The following is a 19,742-nucleotide window of genomic DNA, read 5'->3' on the forward strand; positions in this document are numbered from 1 at the left end:
AGGTTTGTATTGTTTTGCTGACCAATGGCCGGAACGATGAACGGAGCGTCGCAACATCAGCTCCCCAGGGAACTGCGGCCGGTAAACAAAAATTATAAGTTGATATTAATGCCCAGGTTATATACTTTCTGAATGGGATAGCTGAAACCATTTCCCCTTAATTCAGGATCCCACATTTTAAACTTGCTCCAGGTTAACAGGTTCAGTCCATTAAAGTAAACGCGGCAATTGGTGATCTTTAAACGTTTGAGTATACGCGGCGGTACGGTGTACCCTACTTCCAGCGATTTCAAACGCAGGAAAGAAGCATCCCGCATCCACCAGGTGCTGTTTTGTAAGTTATTCTCAATCTCTGCAGCCGTAGTGCCCAAACGCGGGTATACAGCATACAGGTCCTGGTTGTCTTCGCTCCAGTGACTGTTGGCAAACTCCTGTAACAGTTGTGTATTGCCCCATATATATTCATCGGGACTCGGCACAAAAGGACTCACACGCCTGGGGTCGATAAAGAAAGATACCCTAGCCTGGCCCTGGAAAAAAGCGGACAGGTCAAAACTTTTATACCCGCTGGTAAAACCAAAACCATATACGATCTCCGGTACTTCCGGAAAGCCCAGGAAGGTTTGGTCGGCACCATCAATGATACCATCGTTATTCAGGTCACGGTATTTAATATCACCGCCTTTGGGCGCATTACCATTTACCGAAAATACCTGTTGCGGAGAGTTGGCAGCTTCCAGGTCGTCCACAAATAAACGTTCTGCTATATAACCCCAGCGGCGGTTAATAGGCTGGCCTGTTACATAACGCCAGGGCTCTGCCCAGTTAGGCTCTTCATATAACGTATACTTATTGGTGGCGTAGGTATAGTTGGCCCGCACAGCAGCCCAGAAATCGGGTGTAAAACTTTGTTTATAATCCAGTGACAGGTCAATACCCCTTGCCCTCGCCTTACCTAAATTCGCAGTAATGGCCGACTCCAGGCCCAGAGTGGAAGGAATACTGGCCCGGTTCATTAATATATTTTCGCGGTCATAATTGTATACTTCCGCAATAAAGTTCAGGTTCTTCATTATGGTCATCTCCAAAGCCAGGTTGGTTTGTTTGGAGGTTTCCCAGGTTACATCCAGGTTTTCGTAGTTATTGATAAAAACGCCACTGCGCTGGTAAGCATTCAGGGTGCCGAAATAAGCATAGTTACCACCGCCGGATAGGTTAACATCGGATAAGTAGAAGAACCTTCTTTCACTGATGGCATCATTACCTACCAAACCATAACTGCCTCTTAATTTAAAGCGGCTGATGATATTTTTAACCGGCTCAAAAAACTTTTCATCCGATACTACCCAACCCGCACCAATGGTGGGGAAGAAACCAAAACGGTTATTTTTTGAAAAACGTTCAGAACCATTATAACCAAAGCTGGCTTCTACAAAGTATTTGTTCAAATAAGAATAAGTAGCACGGCCTGCCAGTGTAAGGTTACGGTAAGGCAGGGCTTTAAATAAAGTGGAAGCATTGGCAAAACTGGTTTGCTGGGCCGCGCCGATCAGGGAAGAACTGATATTATGATCTCCTAAACGTTTATTATAATCCAATGCACCCTGGAAGTATAAGAAGGTATTAAGATCGGTATAACCCGGATTGTATGTTAAATACTCCTGTGCCACATTGGAGCCTGTAGGCTGTGAGTTTAACCAGTTAAGGGTATACCTGTTGCTCATTTTATCGTAAGTGCCTACATTATAATAAAAGGGCGAGTAAGCCATGGAAGATTCGAAGTAGGAATAACGGTTGGTATTAAATATACCCCGGAAGGTCAGGCCCTGGGTAATAAAATCCAGTCGCTGGTTTAATTCCAGCTGTGCCGACATACGTGATTGTGAGGAGTTTTTATGTCCGCGTAATAAAGCCGCGTAAGGATTATTGTAACGGATAGAATTGGCTCCGTCACCACCTACATTACCAAATAAAATATGTTTGGAATTGGCCCTGGCAGAATCCCTGGGAAAGAAAGCCGGGAATAATACCGGGCTGGTATGCGTGGCTATATTATACAGGTCGGTAGAGAAACCTCCATCCGCCGTCATTGGCCCGTTGTATTCACTGAAGTTACCGGACAGGCGAACGATCAACTCAGTGGTTTTTGATAAGTTGATATTGATATTGGAACGCAGCTGGTAGTTCCTGAACTTGACATTATTGTCGTTATTGTTCATCTTATCTTCCTTCAAAATTCCATTGTCCACATTATACGATCCCGCGATATAATAACGGGCCACACCGCCGCCGCCGCTTACACTTAAATTAGCACGTTGGGTAGACGTACGTTTTTTAAACAACATATCCAGCCAATCCACCGCCGGGTAAACATAGGGGTTACTGCCCGGTGCACCATCAATAGTAGCCTGGGTATTAATGATCTTATTGGGCGAAAAAGGCAAAGGCAGTAAAGGATCGCGGGTTACCGTTGCTTCGTTAAATAAGTTCATGTAGGTGATAGGATCAGCTAATTTTAAACTTTGTGTATTCTGCGACATGGATTGCTCCACCCGCAGGTTGATATTGGGTTTACCCGCTTTACCTTCCTTGGTCGTAACCAGTATTACCCCGTTTGCACCGCGGGCGCCGTACAATGCAGTGGCGTTTGCATCCTTTAAAATAGAGAAACTGGCTATATCATCCACCTGTAAACGGGCCAGGTCACTGGCCGTTAATTCCACGTTATCAATTAAGATCAGCGGATCACGTTTGTAACCAAAAGTTGTTACACCACGTATAAAAAAAGTAGCATTATCCAAACCAGGCTGTCCACTTTGCTGGTAAGCGATCATACCCGCTACCTGTCCTGCTAAGGAAGTAGTAAGGTTACTGGACGGAATTTTTAAATTACCCGGTTGTACCGTGGTTACCGAACCCACGATCGCTTCCTTTCGTTGTTTTTTACCAAAGGCCACCACAACCACTTCATCATCGGAAGAAGAGGGCGAAGGTACCAGGCGGATGGAGAATGTAGTAATACTGCCGGTAACCGTGATCCTTTGTTGTTGAAAACCGACATAGGTTATCACCAGTACGGTGCCGGGCGTTACCTCCAATATGAACCGGCCGTTCACATCGGTATTGGTGCCCACTTTTACATCTTTATCAGACATTACGCTGGCGCCGTCAATAAGATTACCGGCCGTGTCAACCACCGTACCGCTCACCGTTATTTTTTGGGTAACCTGTGCCTGTAATCCTGTATTACCGGCAAAAAGAAAAGAGAAAAATAAAAGCATAACGGCGCAGGAGGGCCGTTTCACCTTACAAAAAAGTTTCTTCATATACAGCAAGTTTGGGGTATCAATCGTAATACCTGAACCAAAAGTAAACCAGTGGTCAGAGCGCAACAATAGCTTATTCTCGGAATATGATGGATTATTCTACTGCACCCGGCAATTATTTTAAGGTTTACCTCAATGAGCACCGGTGAAACCCATGCCTACCGGCAGGTTGTTTAACAACCAGGTCTGCACTACTTCTCACATTACCTTTATACCATACCCGGGGCCATACCATTACGGCTTTTGTTATACATGGTTTATGACAGTGTTATATGCCGGGAATAACACCTGAGCATAAAAATGGATTATCCTATTACAATTTTGTATCTTTAAATTTCGGTTCATCACCCAAAATTTTTAACAGGTTAATTCAGTAGGTATAACCATGGCATTAAAGAAAAAAGATGGCTTTGAGGGAGAAAAATTTATCAGTATTCCCAATGCAATATGGAAAAAAGCCAACCGGCTCAATCCCCTGTTAAAACAATTGTACATTAAACATATTGGTTACTTCCCCAAAGCCGTTGGCCATTACCGCGAGCGCAAAAAAGGCTGTGAGGATAATATACTCATCTATTGCCTGAAAGGCAAAGGCTGGTTTACCATTAAAAACCAACGGTTCACTGTTAAGGTGAACGAATTTATTTTAGTACCCGCCACTACCCTGCCCATGAGCTATGGTGCCGACGAACAGGATCCCTGGACCATTTACTGGGTACATTTCAGCGGCGATAATATTAACCAGTTCAATAAAAGTTATCATATAGGTTTGTATGATGGTCCGCAACAAATAACCTTTAACGAAAAAGGTTTACAGATATGGGAAACCATGTACCAGAGCCTGGAAATGGGTTATAGTACAGAGAATATCACTTACAGCAATATGTGCCTCTACCATCTGATTGCCACTTTCCTGTACCCGGGTAAACATGTAAATGAGAAAAAACGGGAATCAAAGGACCTGATCAACGATACCGTGTTGTTCATGCGTGAGCATATTAATCATGTATTAACGGTGGATGACATGGCCAAACACAGCAACCGTTCTGCATCCCATTTCTCCACCTTATTCCGGAAGGCTACGGGCATGTCGCCACTGGATTATTTTATACACCTCAAGCTGCAGAAAGCCTGTTTACTCTTATTCAATTCCACCAAAAAAGTAAAAGAGGTGGCGGCAGAACTGGGCTACCAGGATCCCTATTATTTTTCACGCCTGTTTAAAAAATACATGGAAGTATCACCCGAACAATACCGCTCCATACAGCAACGCGATCACCAAATTGATTAATGCCATGCAAAAAAAATACTTCATTAAACAATATAGTTTTGAGCAGTACCAACATGGCGGTGTAGGTTATAGTGATATTGAGATCATATTACAGCGCAATAATTATCTTCCTATCGAATTCCCGTATCATAACGATACCGGCCCTATAGCCAAACTAAGACGGTTCTTATTCCTGTATCGCAGCCTGCGTAAGTTACCTTCTCATGCCGAGGTAGTGTTTCTATATCCCGCTTATGCCAGGATCATTCAGCACTTCATTTACAAACTAAGCAAACGCAAAGACATCAAACTCATCTGTATTATCGGGGATATTGATGGCATTAAAGATGATGACAGCCTGCAGCTAAAACAGGAAATTAAAGAGTTAAAAAAATTCAGGCATTTTATTGTCCATAATAAGGGCATGGCGGACTGGCTTGCAAACCACGTGGGCCAGGTTAATTATGGTACACTCCGGTTCTTTGATTTTCTTACCGCCCCGGCCACGGTAAGCCGTTCAAAAACCTATGCTATTGCTTTTGCCGGCAACCTTAACAAAAGCAGTTTTGTACACCGGCTACCCAGCATCACAGCAACACAACCTGCTTTACATTTTCATATTTATGGCCCCGGCGAAACACCTGTTGTTCCAGACCGGAATATTCGCTATGAAGGCAGTTATCCTTCCTATCAAATGCCTTCGGTAATAAAAGGTTCTTTCGGCCTGATCTGGGATGGCCCCAACCCTGAACAAATGGAAGGTTCTTTTGCCTCCTATATGCCATACATGACGCACCATAAACTCTCGCTTTACATACTGGCGGGGCTACCGGTTATTGCCGCGGGCATATCCGCATCCGGTCAGTTAGTAACCCAATACCAGATCGGTATTACCGTTAATAGTCTTGCCGAACTGCAGGAAGCTATTGATAACATTACACCTGCACAATATGAAACAATGATCAGCAATATGCGGCCCCTGGCACTGGCTATCAGCCAAGGAAAAAACCTGTTATCAGCATTAAGAGAGATTCAATAGCCCGCAGATCTGCACAGATATAAAACACCGCTGATATACGCTGATAATAATAGCTTACAGTAACCCCCTTACCTATCCCCGAAAATCTGCGTTACCAATCAGCGATGATCTGCAGGAATACCGGCAGCGAAAATAGCCCGCTGATCTAAACAGATGTAAAACACCGCTGATCTACGCTGAAAAAGTACCAGTTTACTATAACACCTTTCCATATCCCCGAAAATCTGCGTTACCAATCAGCGATGATCTGCAGGAATACCGGCAGCGAAAATAGCCCGCTGATCTAAACAGATGTAAAACACCGCTGATCTACGCTGAAAAAGTACCAGTTTACTACAACACCTTTCCATATCCCCGAAAATCTGCGTTACCAATCAGCGTTGATCTGCGGGAAAAACAACCCAGTACATGACTTTATGTCTGCTAAAAACCTACAATAAAGACATTTTGTCTCAATAAAAATCAAAACTCCGTCTTAAAGACACCCAAAAATGATTTTTCTGGCATTGGTCCGCAATTTGACCACATGAGTTTGTACAAAATTTTTAAACAATTAAATACAAATAATCATGAATCAGGTAAAATTTAAACCCCAGCCTTTTGACAATCAGTTCACTAACCTGCTTGACAACTTCTTTAATGAATTTCCCGGCATCAGCAGGCACGATAGCGCCAACGGGAAAAGCAGTTTTGTTCCTGTGAATATAACCGAGACCGAAAACCAGTACCAGTTAGAAGTAGTGGCCCCCGGGTTTGAAAAAGCTGATTTTTCCATTACCCTGGATCAGCAGTTACTGACCATTGCTGCGGAAAAACAAAGCAATACAGAGGAAAAAACAGGTAAAAACATCAGGAAGGAATACAACTTTAAAAGCTTTAAACGCAGCTTTACTGTGAATGAAAAAATTGATGTGGAAGGTATAGATGCCAAATATGTTAACGGAGTGCTAATCCTTGCTTTACCCAAAAAGCAAATTGAAAAGCCGGCGTCTAAACAAATAGAGATACAGTAATTAAGGATTAAATATTTCTCATAAGCAGTTGGTTTTGGTTTGTCCCCGCCGTTTCTACGATGGGGACTTTTTTTATCCTATTTACACACATATATCGCTTTAACTTTCATGTAAAGCCGTTATTTACAACCAAATGAAGTAATATTGCATCTTGTAAAGGATGAAAAATATGCTAAAAAAAGGCCTTGTTGTTATTTTAATGCTATGGTACTGTTTACCTGCTTTTTCACAGACAACTGACACAATTCCGGTAAAAATTGACACTACGGTGCATATTCCCACCCCCGTAATCCTGGACACTCCTTTACGTATCCAGAACCTTAACCCGTTCATTACCCTGCACGTGGACTCATCCTTAAACTACCAGCTGAATATTAATAAGGATGAGAAAAAATATTACTGGTACTTAAAAAATTCCCCGGTAGGCCTGCGTATCAATAAAGACAATGGTCTCCTGTCCTTCAAGGCCGAAAAAACTTATTTTTTATCCGGTAAGCTGAAATACGATGTGGAATACATTGTAAACCTTGGCGTTCAAAACCTTTCCAACCCCAGCGAAAGGGTCGATACCAGCTTCACCCTTATTTTCTTTAACACCGAAATAGTACAGCCTAAAATAAAACTCACTGTCGGCAGCTCCCTGTTAATTGACGAAGGCCAGAAAGTTTCCTTCCAGGTACTGTGCGAAGCCGGTAACTTCCCTATCGAGAACATATTATTCTCCAGCAGTGTGCCCATTGGCAATTTTAAACTGGTAAAACGCTGCGATGATGTTTTTGAGTGGGACATTCCATATGATTTTGTGGGCGAAGGCGATGAAGGCAAGAAAAAAGATGTGGTATTAACCTTTATCGGCTCTACCCGCCAGCATGTACGGGATACGGCCAGCATCAAGGTAACCGTTCGTGATGCCCTCAACTATCCCCGTGCCGTTCAGGAGCATAAAGCCATCGACAGTACCATCAACGATTATATCACCAAACTGCAATACCTTTTCTTTAAACTGGATAAACAGGTACGTAAGACCAAGGGCACCCGCACCGGCTTTGATGTTACTGCAGGTACAGCCGCTTTAACCGGCACTATCCTTAATACATCAACCGATAAAGGCATGCAGAATACGGGTAAAGTATTACCCAGTGTAGGCGTGGCCTTAACCCCTATCAAAGAAGCTACTTCACCCAATAAAACAGTGGAACAAAACCAGGCAACGCTGATCCGTTCGGCTACCAAGCGCCTGGTATACATGTTAAACGATAACATGATCATTGGTGATAAGGATCCTGATATTGCTAAAAAAATTGCAACCCTCAAAAGCGAGTACAAACAAACCCAGGCGCAGTTAAGCGATGTGCCTATTGAAATGGTAAGGGAAATGTCACGTGAGGATCTTGACCGTTACTTCAACAGCCGTAAAGTAAACAAAAAATACAGGCTTAAATAATCAGTTGATATTTTCCGGGGCTATCAGCTGCATACCATTTATCAGCTGCAGTTCCGGCTGCTCCGGGGTACCGTGCTCCGCTTTGCTGCGCACCGGCTCCCGCTGGTCGCCGCCCTCCGTATCCGGCAGTCCTTCAGCAATAGAACCACTATGGGTTACTATGTTACACCAACAGGCATGTATGGTGCACTATATACGAATATATATCCCGGCGATATAAATAAACATGCGACCCCTCCGGGGTCGTACGCATTCTCGCTGGCCCATAAGCTATAAATATGTTATCCCTCCGGGATAAAGATAAAGCCCCTATTAACGGGCATTTTCCGGAAACCAACTATTCCACAATAATCTTTCTGATGCCAGCGGCATAATATCTTTATAACATGCCCTATACAAATAAACTTCCAACGTCATCGGGAGCGTACACATTCGTTACAGCCCAATATGCTATAAAATGTTACCCCTCCGGAATAAAGATAGTTAATCGATTAACGGACTCTGTGGGAATAAACGATTCAACAATACTTTTTCTGATGCCAGCGACACCATATGTTTATAACATGTCCTATACAAATAAACTTCCAACGTCATCGAGAACGTACACATTCGTTACAGCCCAATATGCTATAAAATGTTACCTCTCCGGAATAAAGATAGTTAACCGATTAACGGACTCTGCGGGAATAAACGATTCAACAATACTTTTTCTGATGCCAGCGGCATCATACGTTTATAATACGTCCCAGAAATAAGCATCCGACCCCAGCGGGGTCGCACATCGGCGTCCATGTATCACTTCGAAACAATGATTCTTATCTCAGGTATTCAAATACCCGCCTGTTAACAACACGGAACATAACGCAAGAGATGTTTTGATGCCAGCGGCATCATATATTTATAACATACCAACACACACAAATCTCCGACCCCAGCGGGGTCGCACATCAGCGTCTCTGTATCTTTTCGAAACAATGATTTGTTATCTCAAGCATTCAAATTCCCGCCTGTTAACAACACGGAACATAACGCAAGAGATATTTTGATGCCAGCGGCATCATATATTTATAACATACCAACACACATAAATCTCTGACCCCAGCGGGGTCGCACATCGGCGTTAGTGTACGCCCACACGCTGATAATACTTAGCTATACAGGTAGCTGAACTATTAAATAAGTAATGCCGTCGCCTCAACAATGAAGAGGCCAATTAACGCCAATAGCTATTTGATTTCCAGGAGATGCCTCCTGCGTAGGCATGAAGTACACTGTACTCCTGCGAACATCATGTCAGTATCTACTTACAATTATCCTTTCGCCTGGTATCAATAATATACTGGATCTTCCAGCCATCCTTCAACCGTACTAACTGGAAAGCATTCACTCCGCAGTGGCTGAACTGCTGGTTATAATAAAACTTATAGGGTGTCCATACCTGTGCCAAAGCACCATCTATTTTAACCCCCTCAAATACGATCTGTTCGTCGCAGCTACCCTTTGGCATCTTGCCCACAATGCCGGCAAAAGCGTCCACCGTTTCCGTTTGCACAGTGGTTCCTTTCTGTGGATGTTCGCTGATGGTTTGCAACATAGCATTACTGTTGAATAAGGTTTTTACGGTTGCGCTATCCGCATTTTTCATGGCCGTAAACAAGGCATTGATAGTGGCTTTAACAGAATCTTCACCGGATTGCGCCTTTGTATTAATAAAAACCAAAACTAACGTTAACAGGATGATAAAGTGTTTCATACAACAGTTTTATGGTAAACGATTTGTTTCTTTTATCGTCAAATAAAAAAAGAAACATTATGAAAAAATACGCCCTTTTTACGTCCGCCGCCTTAATAATGCTCGTGGTGTTTTTTTCGGCCTGCCGCAGCAGCCGTACGGTGTACGCACCGCCTCCGCCACCCCGGCCTTCGGTATCGCTCATTATTAACACGCCTGGTCCGGGTTATGTGTTGGTAAGGCAGCCCCGTGGCCGATCCTATTACCGCAGCCCGCAGGGTTATATCTACCGCCCCGGCCCCGGTAACCGTTATTACATTGACAGTCGTTATGTAACCCGTAATTATCACCATCACCAGCAGTACCACGACTGGAAACGTTATCACCGCAGGCGGTAACCAGCAGTAAGTTAATGTGCTGGTCTCATTTTAATAAAAACACTTTTTCCAGTGACCGGTTTTAGTGATGAATGGTTTGCTGCATGGATCGTTTCAATAAAAAGGCCCGGGCTTGTTAACCCGGGCCTTTCAGTATATTGATTGCAATATTACCTGCCGCTATTCACTACATAACCTTTCAGTTCTCCGTTAAAATCATCTTCCTTAATAAGATCTTCCAGGTTAAGGTGCATCCGGTAACGCCAGTAATGTTTGGCATTAGCGGGTATATTGATCCTTTCATCGGCCGGGTTATCACGGCGCAATGTTTCACTCATGCCCAAAATATCCTGTAACTGGAATATGCTCCACATAGCGGGGGAATATAAATGCTGCAGTATAATAGCACGGTTGATCCAGGGCTCACAGAAATAAGGCGCATGACCATGTTGCTCCAGCATCTGGTTAAAAAAAGCCTGTGTTCTTTGCTGATCCTCTTCCCACCAGCCACGTACCGTACTCATATCATGCGTAGAGGGTGTAATGACCGATAAATACGGTGCTTCGGATGGCAGGAAAAAATGTTTGGCCGCATCCTTAGGCATACGCTGTATCTCCAGGCTTAATATACCCAGTTGCTGCATTACCTGCGGTACGCTATCAGGCACCATACCCAGGTCTTCGCCGCAGATGAGCATATTCGTCACTTCTTTTAAAGGCGGCAGCTTCTGCATCGCCTCTTTTCTCCAGAAACCATCCTGGCGGCGATAAAAATAATTAATGTATAACTCTCTTAACTTATCCTGCACATGCGGGATCAGGTTTTTAAAGGAGGAGGTTTTTTCCATGGCAATACGGAAATGAAACTCCTGGCCCTGGCTACCCTCCTGTTCAAACAATATTACATTGGCAATAAGATCAAACAGGCCCAGCTTTATTCTTTCATTATCCGGCGTCTGTTCCAATGTAGCAAAATGCTGTTCCACCTTCTGCTGGGTATCATATGCCGGCAGCAGATCGTACCCGCCACGGTCGTTACCCTGTAAAAAATTAGCTTTTACCGTATCAGCATGGCCGTTAAAAGTATCATACAGTATATGGTCATTTATAAAGGGCTTGCAATAACGGTCCTGATCAAACCAGATACCATTTTCGCCAAACTCCACATAGTGTACGGCTATGCAGGGAACAAAACGTCCCATAATACCCTGTACGGCATTGATAGGAATGCTCCATATGCGGAAAAAACCCAGGATATGATCTATACGGAAGAGGTCAAAATAATTACTCATCTGCCGGAAACGCTGGCGCCACCAGGCAAAATTATCGGCCTGCATGGCTTTCCAGTTATAAGTAGGAAAACCCCAGTTCTGACCCACGGCCGCAAAATCATCAGGCGGAGCACCGGCCTGCTGGTCCATATTATACAAACCCGGTGCTACCCAGGCATCACAGCCAAAACGGTACACGCCAATAGGAATATCACCCTTAACCACAATACCTTTTTTATGGGCATAATCAGTGGCTTCTTTTAACTGCAGGTGCAAATGGTATTGCACATAACAAAAAAACTGCACCTGCCTGCTGCCGGCCGATGAGGTAAATAAACGGTTTACCTGTGCAGGATTATAACTGCTGTAGGTCTTCCATTCATTAAAATCGGCCGTGCCGTTTTTATCGCGTAAATAACTAAAAGCAGCATAGGGTTTTAACCAATGCTGGTTCTGTTCATAAAAGGTTTTATAATCGTCAGAAGCCAGGCACTCTTTGCCATCTTCCTCAAACAGCTCTTTCAGTAAAGCCAGTTTAAACTTCATCACTTCCTCGTAATCAACCGTGGCCAGTTCATTTAACTGCTTCTGTTTCTTTTTAACCGAACCTATTAATTTCTGGTGTTTTTTCCCGGCTACTCTGGCCAGGTTAATATATTGCGGGTGTAAAGCAAAAGCTGAGATAGCTGCATAGGGATATGAATCCATCCAGGTATGCGTGGCAGTAGTATCATTTACCGGTAACAGTTGTATCAGCTTTAAACCTGTTTTGGCTGCCCAGTCCACCAGTAACTTAATATCGGCAAACTCGCCTACCCCAAAACTGTTTTTAGACCGCAGGCTGAATACGGGAATGGCCACACCGGCGCCCTTCCAGTTATTATTTTTTATTTGTACAAAGCCATCATGCAAAATAGATAAATGGCCGGCCCCGGTATTGCCGTGAATAATACGGTTATCGCCCGTTTCATAGGCCACAAATGTTTTTTCTTTGGTATTATAAATACCATATTTATAAGTAAGCGGAAAACGTTCTTCCGAAAGGTTCAGCCGGGTTGTCCACCAAACACCATCATGACTCAGCAATACGGGCGCTTCGGTATCCCAGTTCTTCAGTACTTCGCCTGCACCGGTTAAACATATCACCTCATGTTTATTCAGTAAAGGCGCTTTCACCTTAAAAATATGGGTGGTACCTGTTGTTTTACCTGCTTTTGTTTTGGTTGCCTGCGGCAACAATACATTGGCAAATGGCGCTGTGAAAAATACATTCTCATAATCGCCGGCATGGTTCCATACATCGGAAAAAGTAAAACTTTCATACCCCTTTGCCGCTATATCCACAGCCCTGTCCAGCGCCGCATCCGCGATCAGTTCGCCGTTTTGCGACCGCAGGTAGTATTTATATTTTACCGGGTTTTTATTAAAATCGGTACGGTCTATTTCTACCTCTGCTTTCCAGAAAAATTCATTCACATATTCCATGGCTACCAGGTGGTTAATATCCAGCCCGCCCAACTCGGGCACATTACCCGATATAAAAAGCGTCTCCCCAAATGCTGTGGAATATTTTATATAAAAACTAAGCTTCATCGCAATCGCTGATTATTAAGTTCTTAGAAATAGTTTTGTGTAAAAGGTACACATTTGTGCGAAAGTAGAAAAATCTTATTGAATAATACACTTTCGGGCTTGTATTGTGGTCCGGTAAAGGGGTAGTTGTTTTCATGCTGCCGGTGTTCCTTAATTAAAAAACGCTTATTTACCCTGGTTAACAATGATTTATCCGTTGTTACGCATTTATCAATGATAGCCAGTCAATTATGCAAAATGCCGGTGCAAATATATTTGAACGGGTACAAAATAAAACACCCGCCATTATTTTGCGGGTGTTTTTATCACTAATAAAAAACTAAAATCATCATTACTGGCCTCCACGGGTACTTTCCTCATAGGTCATTACCCGGTAGCCTGTTTTAGGAATATCAAATTTTGCGGCGGGTACCAGGTTCAGATTAATATTTGACACCGTATAGGTAACCTTGGTTCCACCCTGGGTAGCCTCATATTCCATGGCCAGGCCGGGCAGGTTTTTGTTCAGGTATTGAAAATCCTTGTTTACAGGCAACAATTCCTTTGTAAAGTACACGGTAAATGTACTTCCATCCACCAGCTTACCAATAGCTTTCTGGCTTTTATAACCGGCAATGGTCTTATATTCATTTTCGTAGGTAAAAGTCACCCCTTCATATTTCTGGTTATACTGTTTCCAGTTATCGGCTGTCAGGCTGATCATGTATTTCTGCTGGCCATAATCTTTTAAAATGGTCACATCACCGGTTTTACCGTCGTTAATAATGGACTGTGTACCCAGCGAGCTTACCATATCTGAACGGCTGGAATTACCTTTTAAATAAATAATACTGGTAGCGCCATCCAGCATATCCGAAGCCTTGGGCGAGGGATTATTGGTATTGATAACAATACTGTAGGTAATAGTGGCCTCGGTCAACCGTTTTTGCGCCTTTACCTGCAAAGCAGTAAAAACCGTTAAAAAAGTGACCAAAAACGCTATACTTGTTCTCATTGTATGTTGCTTAAAATTGTTATTCTTATGACGAGCCAAGATAGGCATAAAGTTGCAAAGAAAGGCTGAAAGCTGAAGGCTGAAAGCTAAAAGCAAAAAGCTGAATGCTTAAGGCCAAAGCTGAAAGGCTGCCCGACTGGCAGCAGTAGCTGCAAATGCGCGGTGGTTCCCCTTCAGGGGTCAGGGGGGTGTGGCTTGCACTACTGCAGAAGGCGGGAACTGAAGCTGAGCAGTGTTACTACAGCCAATAGCCCCAGATTTTATAAAGGCCGGACAGGCTGCCCATTAATAAACACCTGCTGAATATTGTTGGCGCCAAAAGCATAGGGAAGGTAAGCCAGGCCAGGTATTGGTTTGGTAAGTATAATATTGGCTTTTTTACCTATTGCTATACTGCCATGCGTATGTTGTACCTCCATGGCAAAGGCCCCGTTGATAGTAGCGGCATTTATGGCTTCTTCGGGCAGCATTTTCATTTGAATACAACTGAGCGCCACTACCAGGTTCATATTGCCGGAGGGCGAAGAACCGGGGTTAAAATCCGTAGCCAGGGCAATGGCACAGCCCTTGTCAATTAACTGTCTTGCAGGCTGATAAGGCATACGTAAAAAGAAAGCCGCTGTAGGCAGCAAAGTACCCATAGTGTCAGAACCAGCCAAAGTATCAATAGCCGCATCATCCATCGTTTCCAGGTGATCGACCGATACGGCCTTCAGTTTTACCCCAACTTCTACCCCACCCGAGAGGTTCAATTGGTTGGCATGCAGCTTGGGTTTTAAGCCGTATTGCATACCTGCCAGGCAGATACGCTCGGTTTCGGCTGCCGAAAAGAAGCCTGTTTCGCAGAACACATCAATATAATCGGCCAGCTTTTCGCCAGCAATTACCGGCAGCATATCGTTAATGATAAGTTGTATATAGGCTTCGTGATCCTCTTTATATTGCTCAGGATAAGTATGTGCGCCCAGGAAAGTGGCTTTAATAGCCAGTGATGATTTTTGCTGCAAGCGTTTAATCACCCGCAACATTTTTATTTCATCTTCCACCGACAGGCCATAGCCGCTTTTTATTTCAATGGCTCCTGTGCCCAGGGCTGCTACCTCCTGTAAACGTTGCCAGGCCTGGTTAAAAAGCTGGTCTTCGGTTGCCAGGTGCAGTTTACGGGCCGAGTTGAGTATACCCCCACCCCTCGCCGCAATTTCAGCATAAGAAAGTCCTTTTATTTTATCCACAAACTCCTCTTCACGGCTGGCAGCAAAAACAAGATGCGTATGCGAATCGCACCAGGCCGGTAATACCAGGCAGCCCGTGGCATCCACCTGTTCGTCAATATTTTTGGCAGCAAGGGACAAATTATCCATGGAGCCTATTTCCGCAATTATATCATCCTCTATAATGAGGTACGCATTTTGCAACTGGGGCAATATTGCCAACTCAGCTCCACGTAAGGCCTGTTGCCGGTGTTGTACACCAGCCAGGGTTTTAATATTTTTTATTAGTGTATTTGGCACAGGCAATATTACAAAAAGCTTTTTCTTTGTACTTTAATATTTTTGGCTATGCATATTCCCGATTTTTCCGATCCGTCCATCTGGCTAAGTTTATTAACCCTCACTTTTTTAGAGATCGTGCTGGGAATTGATAATATTATTTTTATTTCAATTATTTCGGATAAGCTGGACCCATCGCAACAACGCAAAGCCCGTAATATAGGATTAGCACTGGCCATGATATTCCGTATCGGTTTATTACTGACCATTACCTGGATCATGAAGCTAAAAGATCCCATCCTTACCATACCTTTTATAACGGATAAATTAACCGGGGCCGACCTGCAGTTAAGCTGGAAGGACCTGATATTACTGGCAGGAGGTTTGTTCCTCGTGGTAAAGAGTACCCTGGAGATACATCATAAGCTGGAAAAGCCAACACCACAGGATACCACGGCAAAAAAGATCTACGCCACTTTAAGTTCGGTGATCGTACAGATTGTTTTGATTGATGCCGTTTTTTCATTTGACTCCATTTTAACGGCCATCGGACTGGTGGATGAAGTGTTTATTATGATCGTAGCTGTGGTGATATCCATTGCCATCATGATGGCATTTGCGGGTGCAGTGAGCCGGTTCATTAATAAAAACCCTACACTGCAGATGCTGGCACTGGCTTTTCTGATTGTTATCGGCGTAATGCTGGTAGCTGAGGCCTTTCACCAGGAAATACCTAAAAGTTATATCTACTCTATGATCGCATTTTCGCTGCTGGTAGAAATATTAAATATGCGGATGCGTAAAACACATAACCCGGTAGAGTTGAAGAACAAACTGGATGAATGATTGTTTTAAGAACAATTATGAACAAATAAGGAGACGCAATGCTTGCGTCTTAACGGATATTAATAATATATTTTCTAAATACACTATCTCATGCGTATAGCCATCAACGGAATGGGGCGGATCGGCCGGCTTTTATTCAGGCGCTTATTACACCACCAACACATACAGATTATAGCAGTTAACGATATTATGCCCATTGAAAGCCTGGCATACCTGTTACAGTATGATTCGGTTTACGGAACATTCGCGGAAAAAGTTACGATCGCGGACAACCATATTGTTGTGGGTGACCGCTCCATATTGTATGTACAAAAGGCAGATCCTTTGCAACTGCCCTGGGAGGCATTACAGGTTCATACAGTGCTGGAATGCAGCGGTATGTTCAGTACAGCCCCCCTGGCAGGCCAGCATATTCAGTCGGGAGCCAAAAAGGTTTTATTGTCTACTACCGGTGCCGGTGATATTCCGCTGCTGATTTACGGGCATAACCATGTAAAAGATAGCAGCAAGCTGGACATTGTATCTCCGGGTGGCTGTATGACCAATTGTTCTACCCATATTTTATACCTTCTACAATCCATCGGCATTGCATCGGCCCAGATCAATGTATTACATTCTTATACAACAAGGCAGGAGCTGGTAGATACCTGGCATAAACAACCACGCAGGGGGCGGGCCGCAGCAGAGTCCATTATCCCTGTAGAAGTAGACCTTTATCAATCGCTGGAACGGTTAATGCCTGGTTTAAAAGATAAGGTGGCTACACTAAGTATACGTGTGCCGGTAGCCAATGGTGCTATGGCCGATTTTACCGTGGAGATGCAACGGATGGTTACACCGGCAGAAATAAATAATTTATTCAAACACGCGGCAGCCAATGAATACCGCGGTGTACTGGATTATACGGAAGAAGAACTGGTATCGCTGGATGTAAAAGGCAATACGCATTCCTGCCTTATTGATGGCTCACTTACCTCCGTAGCCGGAAAACAGGTGAAGATCATTGCCTGGTTTGATAATGAATATGGCTTTACCAGCCGTATGATAGACTGGCTGGAGTTATGGTCATCATAAAACGACTGATTAAACATTTGCTATCTGCGACCTGTCGCTGGACTGAACTTTATTATTAACCGCGTGAATAAGATTTTTATTGGCCGTAGAAGGCTTGATGTTTAAAATCTTTTCAACAGTTTTATACTTTTCTATATTCTTACTATTATATAAAGCCCTTAGTTTTTTATACTTGAGATAATGATAGCGGCTTTGTTCGGTAGCAATGGCCAGGCCTCTCCAGCCATTCATAAAACCACGGCGAAAAAAATAATCGACCAGGAAGAACCAGGTAGGACTGGCTAACATTTTTATCCAGCTGGCGCGTTTGCCTTTTTTAAACATAGACATAGCAGCAATACTGCTGAAGTTATTGCTTCGTTCAGTATGTTCCTTTTTTGAATCGCAGACAAAGTGCAAAATATCGCCGGCAAGCGGGTAGACAGCCATACCTTGTCTGGCAATTACCTGTTCATGTATATAATCGCCGGTCCATTTCAAATAACGTTTATCAAACAGTCTTATTTTTCTTTCAGGATACCATGTACCGTATTTAATAAAACTGCCCCGGTAATAGGCACATCGGCTAAGGGAATAAGCCACAAAATGCAGGTCATTTTTTACCCTTTTGATTGATTCGATTAACTGGTCACTCAATTGTTCATCGGCATCCAGGCATAACACATAATTATGTGTAGCCAGCTCCAATGCTTTATTTTTTTGGGCAACATAACCGGAGAAAGGATGCTTGTAGGTTTTTGCACCCAGCATTTCGGCAATGCTCAGGGTATCGTCTGATGAGAAGGAATCAACCACTACGATCTCATCGGCTATTGATTTTACCGAATTGATACAGCGGGCAATATTCTTTGCTTCATTATAAGTTATAATAACTACTGATATTGTTTTCATTTGGGTTGAATCTAAATTTATTGGTAATAATTTACACATCCAGCTAAACAACGTTTCTCTTTCTTCTTACCTTCGGTACATGTATCCGACAACAACATTTAAGCTTACCAGGGAATCACTGTGGTCCGTACTGCTGCTCTTATTTTTTGCTTCATTGTTTTTTCCATCGGGACAGGCCCTCCGCTATTTTTTCATGGGCGCTTTTGCCGTGGCTTCCGTTTATATCGCTATAAAACAACGGCCACGAAAATTCAGTTTTTCTACACATGCCTATGCATTCCTGTTTATTTTTTTATTTCTTCTTTACCTGCTGTTCAGCTTCCTGCTCTCCGATCAAACAGATGGTTTCCGCTCGTTAAGGATCAGGATGCCCTTATTTGTATTTCCGCTTATTTTTTTCTTCCTGTCATTTTCCCGTGAAAAGAGAGACGGCCTGTTACTTCAAATGGCGGTTATTACCACTATCTCCTGTTTTATAAGCTTAAATTATGCCATATTTCAGGCTATCAATAAGCAGGACAACGCCTGGTTATATAACGATGCATTGTCTTTCTTTATAAAACAACAATCTATCTATACTTCACTGCTGGTTAACCTGTCTATTTATATTTTTACCTATTTTTTGTTCATCCGTTATAAAAGCCATAGTTATAAGCTTTTGTTAATAATCGCTATCGCTTTTTTATTCATCATCAGTTACCTCCTGGCAAGCCGCATCATGATGCTTCAATTATATGGGACCGCTATTTTATTAATCATTTTCTATATATATAAACATAAAAAATGGCGGCAGGGAATAGGTTTGTTAACCGGCCTGATCGTTACCGTTTTGCTTGTTTTCCTGTTATTTCCCAAAACCTTCAATCGTTTTAAAGAACTGGGGTTTACCGGTTACCGGTACGATAACACTGCCCCGGAAAGTCATTATGGTGGTGTACTGACCCAGGAGCAATGGAATGGCGCTAATTTCAGGATAGCCGCCTGGAAATGCGGCTGGGAGCTTTTTACCCAGCACCCTGTTACCGGCGTAGGCCTTGGCGACAAAACCAGCCAGCTCAATGCACTGTACCGGGAAAAAAAATTCTGGTTTGCTATTGACACCGGCAAAAATGTTCATAACAACTATTTAGATATCCTGTACAGTACCGGCATTACCGGTCTACTTCTTTTTCTTACCGGCTGGTTTATACTTCCCCTTTGTTTTTTTATTAAACAACAGGATTACCTGGCCATTCTTATCAGTATTACTTTTGCCTTTGCCATGATAACCGAAGTATATTTTGACCGCAGCCTCGGCGCTATCCTCTTTGGATTCTTTATTCCTTTTCTCCTGGCCGGAAGCCGGAGAAAACAAAGCCTGGCGGCAGGCTGAGCCTGTGTTA

Annotated in this window: 14 protein-coding genes; 8 read left to right on the plus strand and 6 right to left on the minus strand. The window is 43.3% G+C overall.

What is annotated here, in order from left to right; translation table 11 throughout:
- Nucleotides 1–92: 92 nt before the first annotated feature.
- Nucleotides 93–3,326: a SusC/RagA family TonB-linked outer membrane protein gene (locus ACFS6H_RS18465; RefSeq protein ID WP_386102550.1), complete on the minus strand. Its 3,234-nt coding sequence runs from the start codon at nt 3,324–3,326 to the stop codon at nt 93–95.
- 385 nt (nt 3,327–3,711) lie between these two features.
- Here ACFS6H_RS18465 and ACFS6H_RS18470 point away from each other — a divergent pair, with 385 nt between their 5' ends.
- From ACFS6H_RS18470 to ACFS6H_RS18485, 4 genes are all read left to right on the plus strand, one after another.
- Nucleotides 3,712–4,617 carry an AraC family transcriptional regulator gene (locus ACFS6H_RS18470; protein ID WP_386102553.1) on the plus strand — a complete coding sequence of 302 codons (906 nt, stop codon included), beginning with the start codon at nt 3,712–3,714 and terminating at the stop codon, nt 4,615–4,617.
- 4 nt (nt 4,618–4,621) lie between these two features.
- Nucleotides 4,622–5,635, plus strand: coding sequence for a hypothetical protein (locus tag ACFS6H_RS18475; RefSeq protein ID WP_386102556.1), 1,014 nt, complete (start codon nt 4,622–4,624; stop codon nt 5,633–5,635).
- A 569-nt stretch (nt 5,636–6,204) separates the two neighbouring features.
- Entirely contained in the window at nt 6,205–6,648 is a 444-nt protein-coding gene (locus tag ACFS6H_RS18480; RefSeq protein ID WP_386102559.1) for an Hsp20/alpha crystallin family protein, read from the plus strand.
- A 160-nt stretch (nt 6,649–6,808) separates the two neighbouring features.
- Nucleotides 6,809–8,092: a hypothetical protein gene (locus tag ACFS6H_RS18485; protein ID WP_386102562.1), complete on the plus strand. Its 1,284-nt coding sequence runs from the start codon at nt 6,809–6,811 to the stop codon at nt 8,090–8,092.
- Between the two features lie 1,300 nt (nt 8,093–9,392).
- On the opposite strand, the gene ACFS6H_RS18490 is transcribed toward ACFS6H_RS18485, so the two are convergent.
- On the minus strand, nt 9,393–9,845 hold the full coding sequence (locus ACFS6H_RS18490) for a hypothetical protein (RefSeq protein ID WP_386102565.1): 453 nt from the start codon (nt 9,843–9,845) through the stop codon (nt 9,393–9,395).
- Between the two features lie 59 nt (nt 9,846–9,904).
- On the opposite strand from ACFS6H_RS18490, the gene ACFS6H_RS18495 reads away from it, so the two are divergent.
- Nucleotides 9,905–10,222 carry a hypothetical protein gene (locus ACFS6H_RS18495; RefSeq protein WP_386102568.1) on the plus strand — a complete coding sequence of 106 codons (318 nt, stop codon included), beginning with the start codon at nt 9,905–9,907 and terminating at the stop codon, nt 10,220–10,222.
- Between the two features lie 149 nt (nt 10,223–10,371).
- Here ACFS6H_RS18495 and ACFS6H_RS18500 read toward each other — a convergent pair whose 3' ends face one another.
- The 3 genes from ACFS6H_RS18500 to hutI all read right to left on the minus strand — a co-directional run bounded on the left by ACFS6H_RS18500 (nt 10,372) and on the right by hutI (nt 15,570).
- Nucleotides 10,372–13,065: a 4-alpha-glucanotransferase gene (locus ACFS6H_RS18500; protein WP_386102571.1), complete on the minus strand. Its 2,694-nt coding sequence runs from the start codon at nt 13,063–13,065 to the stop codon at nt 10,372–10,374.
- Between the two features lie 331 nt (nt 13,066–13,396).
- Nucleotides 13,397–14,059 (minus strand): hypothetical protein, encoded by a 663-nt coding sequence (locus tag ACFS6H_RS18505; RefSeq protein WP_386102574.1) that lies wholly within the window; start codon nt 14,057–14,059, stop codon nt 13,397–13,399.
- Nucleotides 14,060–14,319: 260 nt separating this feature from the next.
- Entirely contained in the window at nt 14,320–15,570 is a 1,251-nt protein-coding gene (hutI, locus tag ACFS6H_RS18510) for an imidazolonepropionase (protein WP_386102577.1), read from the minus strand.
- A gap of 48 nt (nt 15,571–15,618) precedes the next feature.
- On the opposite strand from hutI, the gene ACFS6H_RS18515 reads away from it, so the two are divergent.
- A complete protein-coding gene (locus ACFS6H_RS18515) occupies nt 15,619–16,395 on the plus strand; it encodes a TerC family protein (RefSeq protein ID WP_386102580.1) in 777 nt (258 codons plus the stop codon).
- 90 nt (nt 16,396–16,485) lie between these two features.
- On the plus strand, nt 16,486–17,469 hold the full coding sequence (locus tag ACFS6H_RS18520) for a type I glyceraldehyde-3-phosphate dehydrogenase (RefSeq protein ID WP_386102583.1): 984 nt from the start codon (nt 16,486–16,488) through the stop codon (nt 17,467–17,469).
- 9 nt (nt 17,470–17,478) lie between these two features.
- On the opposite strand, the gene ACFS6H_RS18525 is transcribed toward ACFS6H_RS18520, so the two are convergent.
- Nucleotides 17,479–18,360, minus strand: a complete 882-nt coding sequence (locus tag ACFS6H_RS18525; RefSeq protein WP_386102586.1) for a glycosyltransferase family 2 protein — start codon at nt 18,358–18,360, stop codon at nt 17,479–17,481.
- 79 nt (nt 18,361–18,439) lie between these two features.
- Here ACFS6H_RS18525 and ACFS6H_RS18530 point away from each other — a divergent pair, with 79 nt between their 5' ends.
- Nucleotides 18,440–19,732: an O-antigen ligase family protein gene (locus ACFS6H_RS18530; protein WP_386102589.1), complete on the plus strand. Its 1,293-nt coding sequence runs from the start codon at nt 18,440–18,442 to the stop codon at nt 19,730–19,732.
- Nucleotides 19,733–19,742: the final 10 nt, after the last annotated feature.

Source organism: Terrimonas rubra (assembly GCF_042686025.1).
GTDB classification, from domain to species: Bacteria; Bacteroidota; Bacteroidia; order Chitinophagales; family Chitinophagaceae; genus Terrimonas; species Terrimonas rubra.

Coding starts and splice junctions, on each gene's coding strand:
- ACFS6H_RS18465 (WP_386102550.1), bottom strand. CDS start 3,326: ATGAAGAAACTTTTTTGTAAGGTGAAACGGCCCTCCTGCGCCGTTATG.
- ACFS6H_RS18470 (WP_386102553.1), top strand. CDS start 3,712: ATGGCATTAAAGAAAAAAGATGGCTTTGAGGGAGAAAAATTTATCAGT.
- ACFS6H_RS18475 (WP_386102556.1), top strand. CDS start 4,622: ATGCAAAAAAAATACTTCATTAAACAATATAGTTTTGAGCAGTACCAA.
- ACFS6H_RS18480 (WP_386102559.1), top strand. CDS start 6,205: ATGAATCAGGTAAAATTTAAACCCCAGCCTTTTGACAATCAGTTCACT.
- ACFS6H_RS18485 (WP_386102562.1), top strand. CDS start 6,809: ATGAAAAATATGCTAAAAAAAGGCCTTGTTGTTATTTTAATGCTATGG.
- ACFS6H_RS18490 (WP_386102565.1), bottom strand. CDS start 9,845: ATGAAACACTTTATCATCCTGTTAACGTTAGTTTTGGTTTTTATTAAT.
- ACFS6H_RS18495 (WP_386102568.1), top strand. CDS start 9,905: ATGAAAAAATACGCCCTTTTTACGTCCGCCGCCTTAATAATGCTCGTG.
- ACFS6H_RS18500 (WP_386102571.1), bottom strand. CDS start 13,065: ATGAAGCTTAGTTTTTATATAAAATATTCCACAGCATTTGGGGAGACG.
- ACFS6H_RS18505 (WP_386102574.1), bottom strand. CDS start 14,059: ATGAGAACAAGTATAGCGTTTTTGGTCACTTTTTTAACGGTTTTTACT.
- ACFS6H_RS18515 (WP_386102580.1), top strand. CDS start 15,619: ATGCATATTCCCGATTTTTCCGATCCGTCCATCTGGCTAAGTTTATTA.
- ACFS6H_RS18520 (WP_386102583.1), top strand. CDS start 16,486: ATGCGTATAGCCATCAACGGAATGGGGCGGATCGGCCGGCTTTTATTC.
- ACFS6H_RS18525 (WP_386102586.1), bottom strand. CDS start 18,360: ATGAAAACAATATCAGTAGTTATTATAACTTATAATGAAGCAAAGAAT.
- ACFS6H_RS18530 (WP_386102589.1), top strand. CDS start 18,440: ATGTATCCGACAACAACATTTAAGCTTACCAGGGAATCACTGTGGTCC.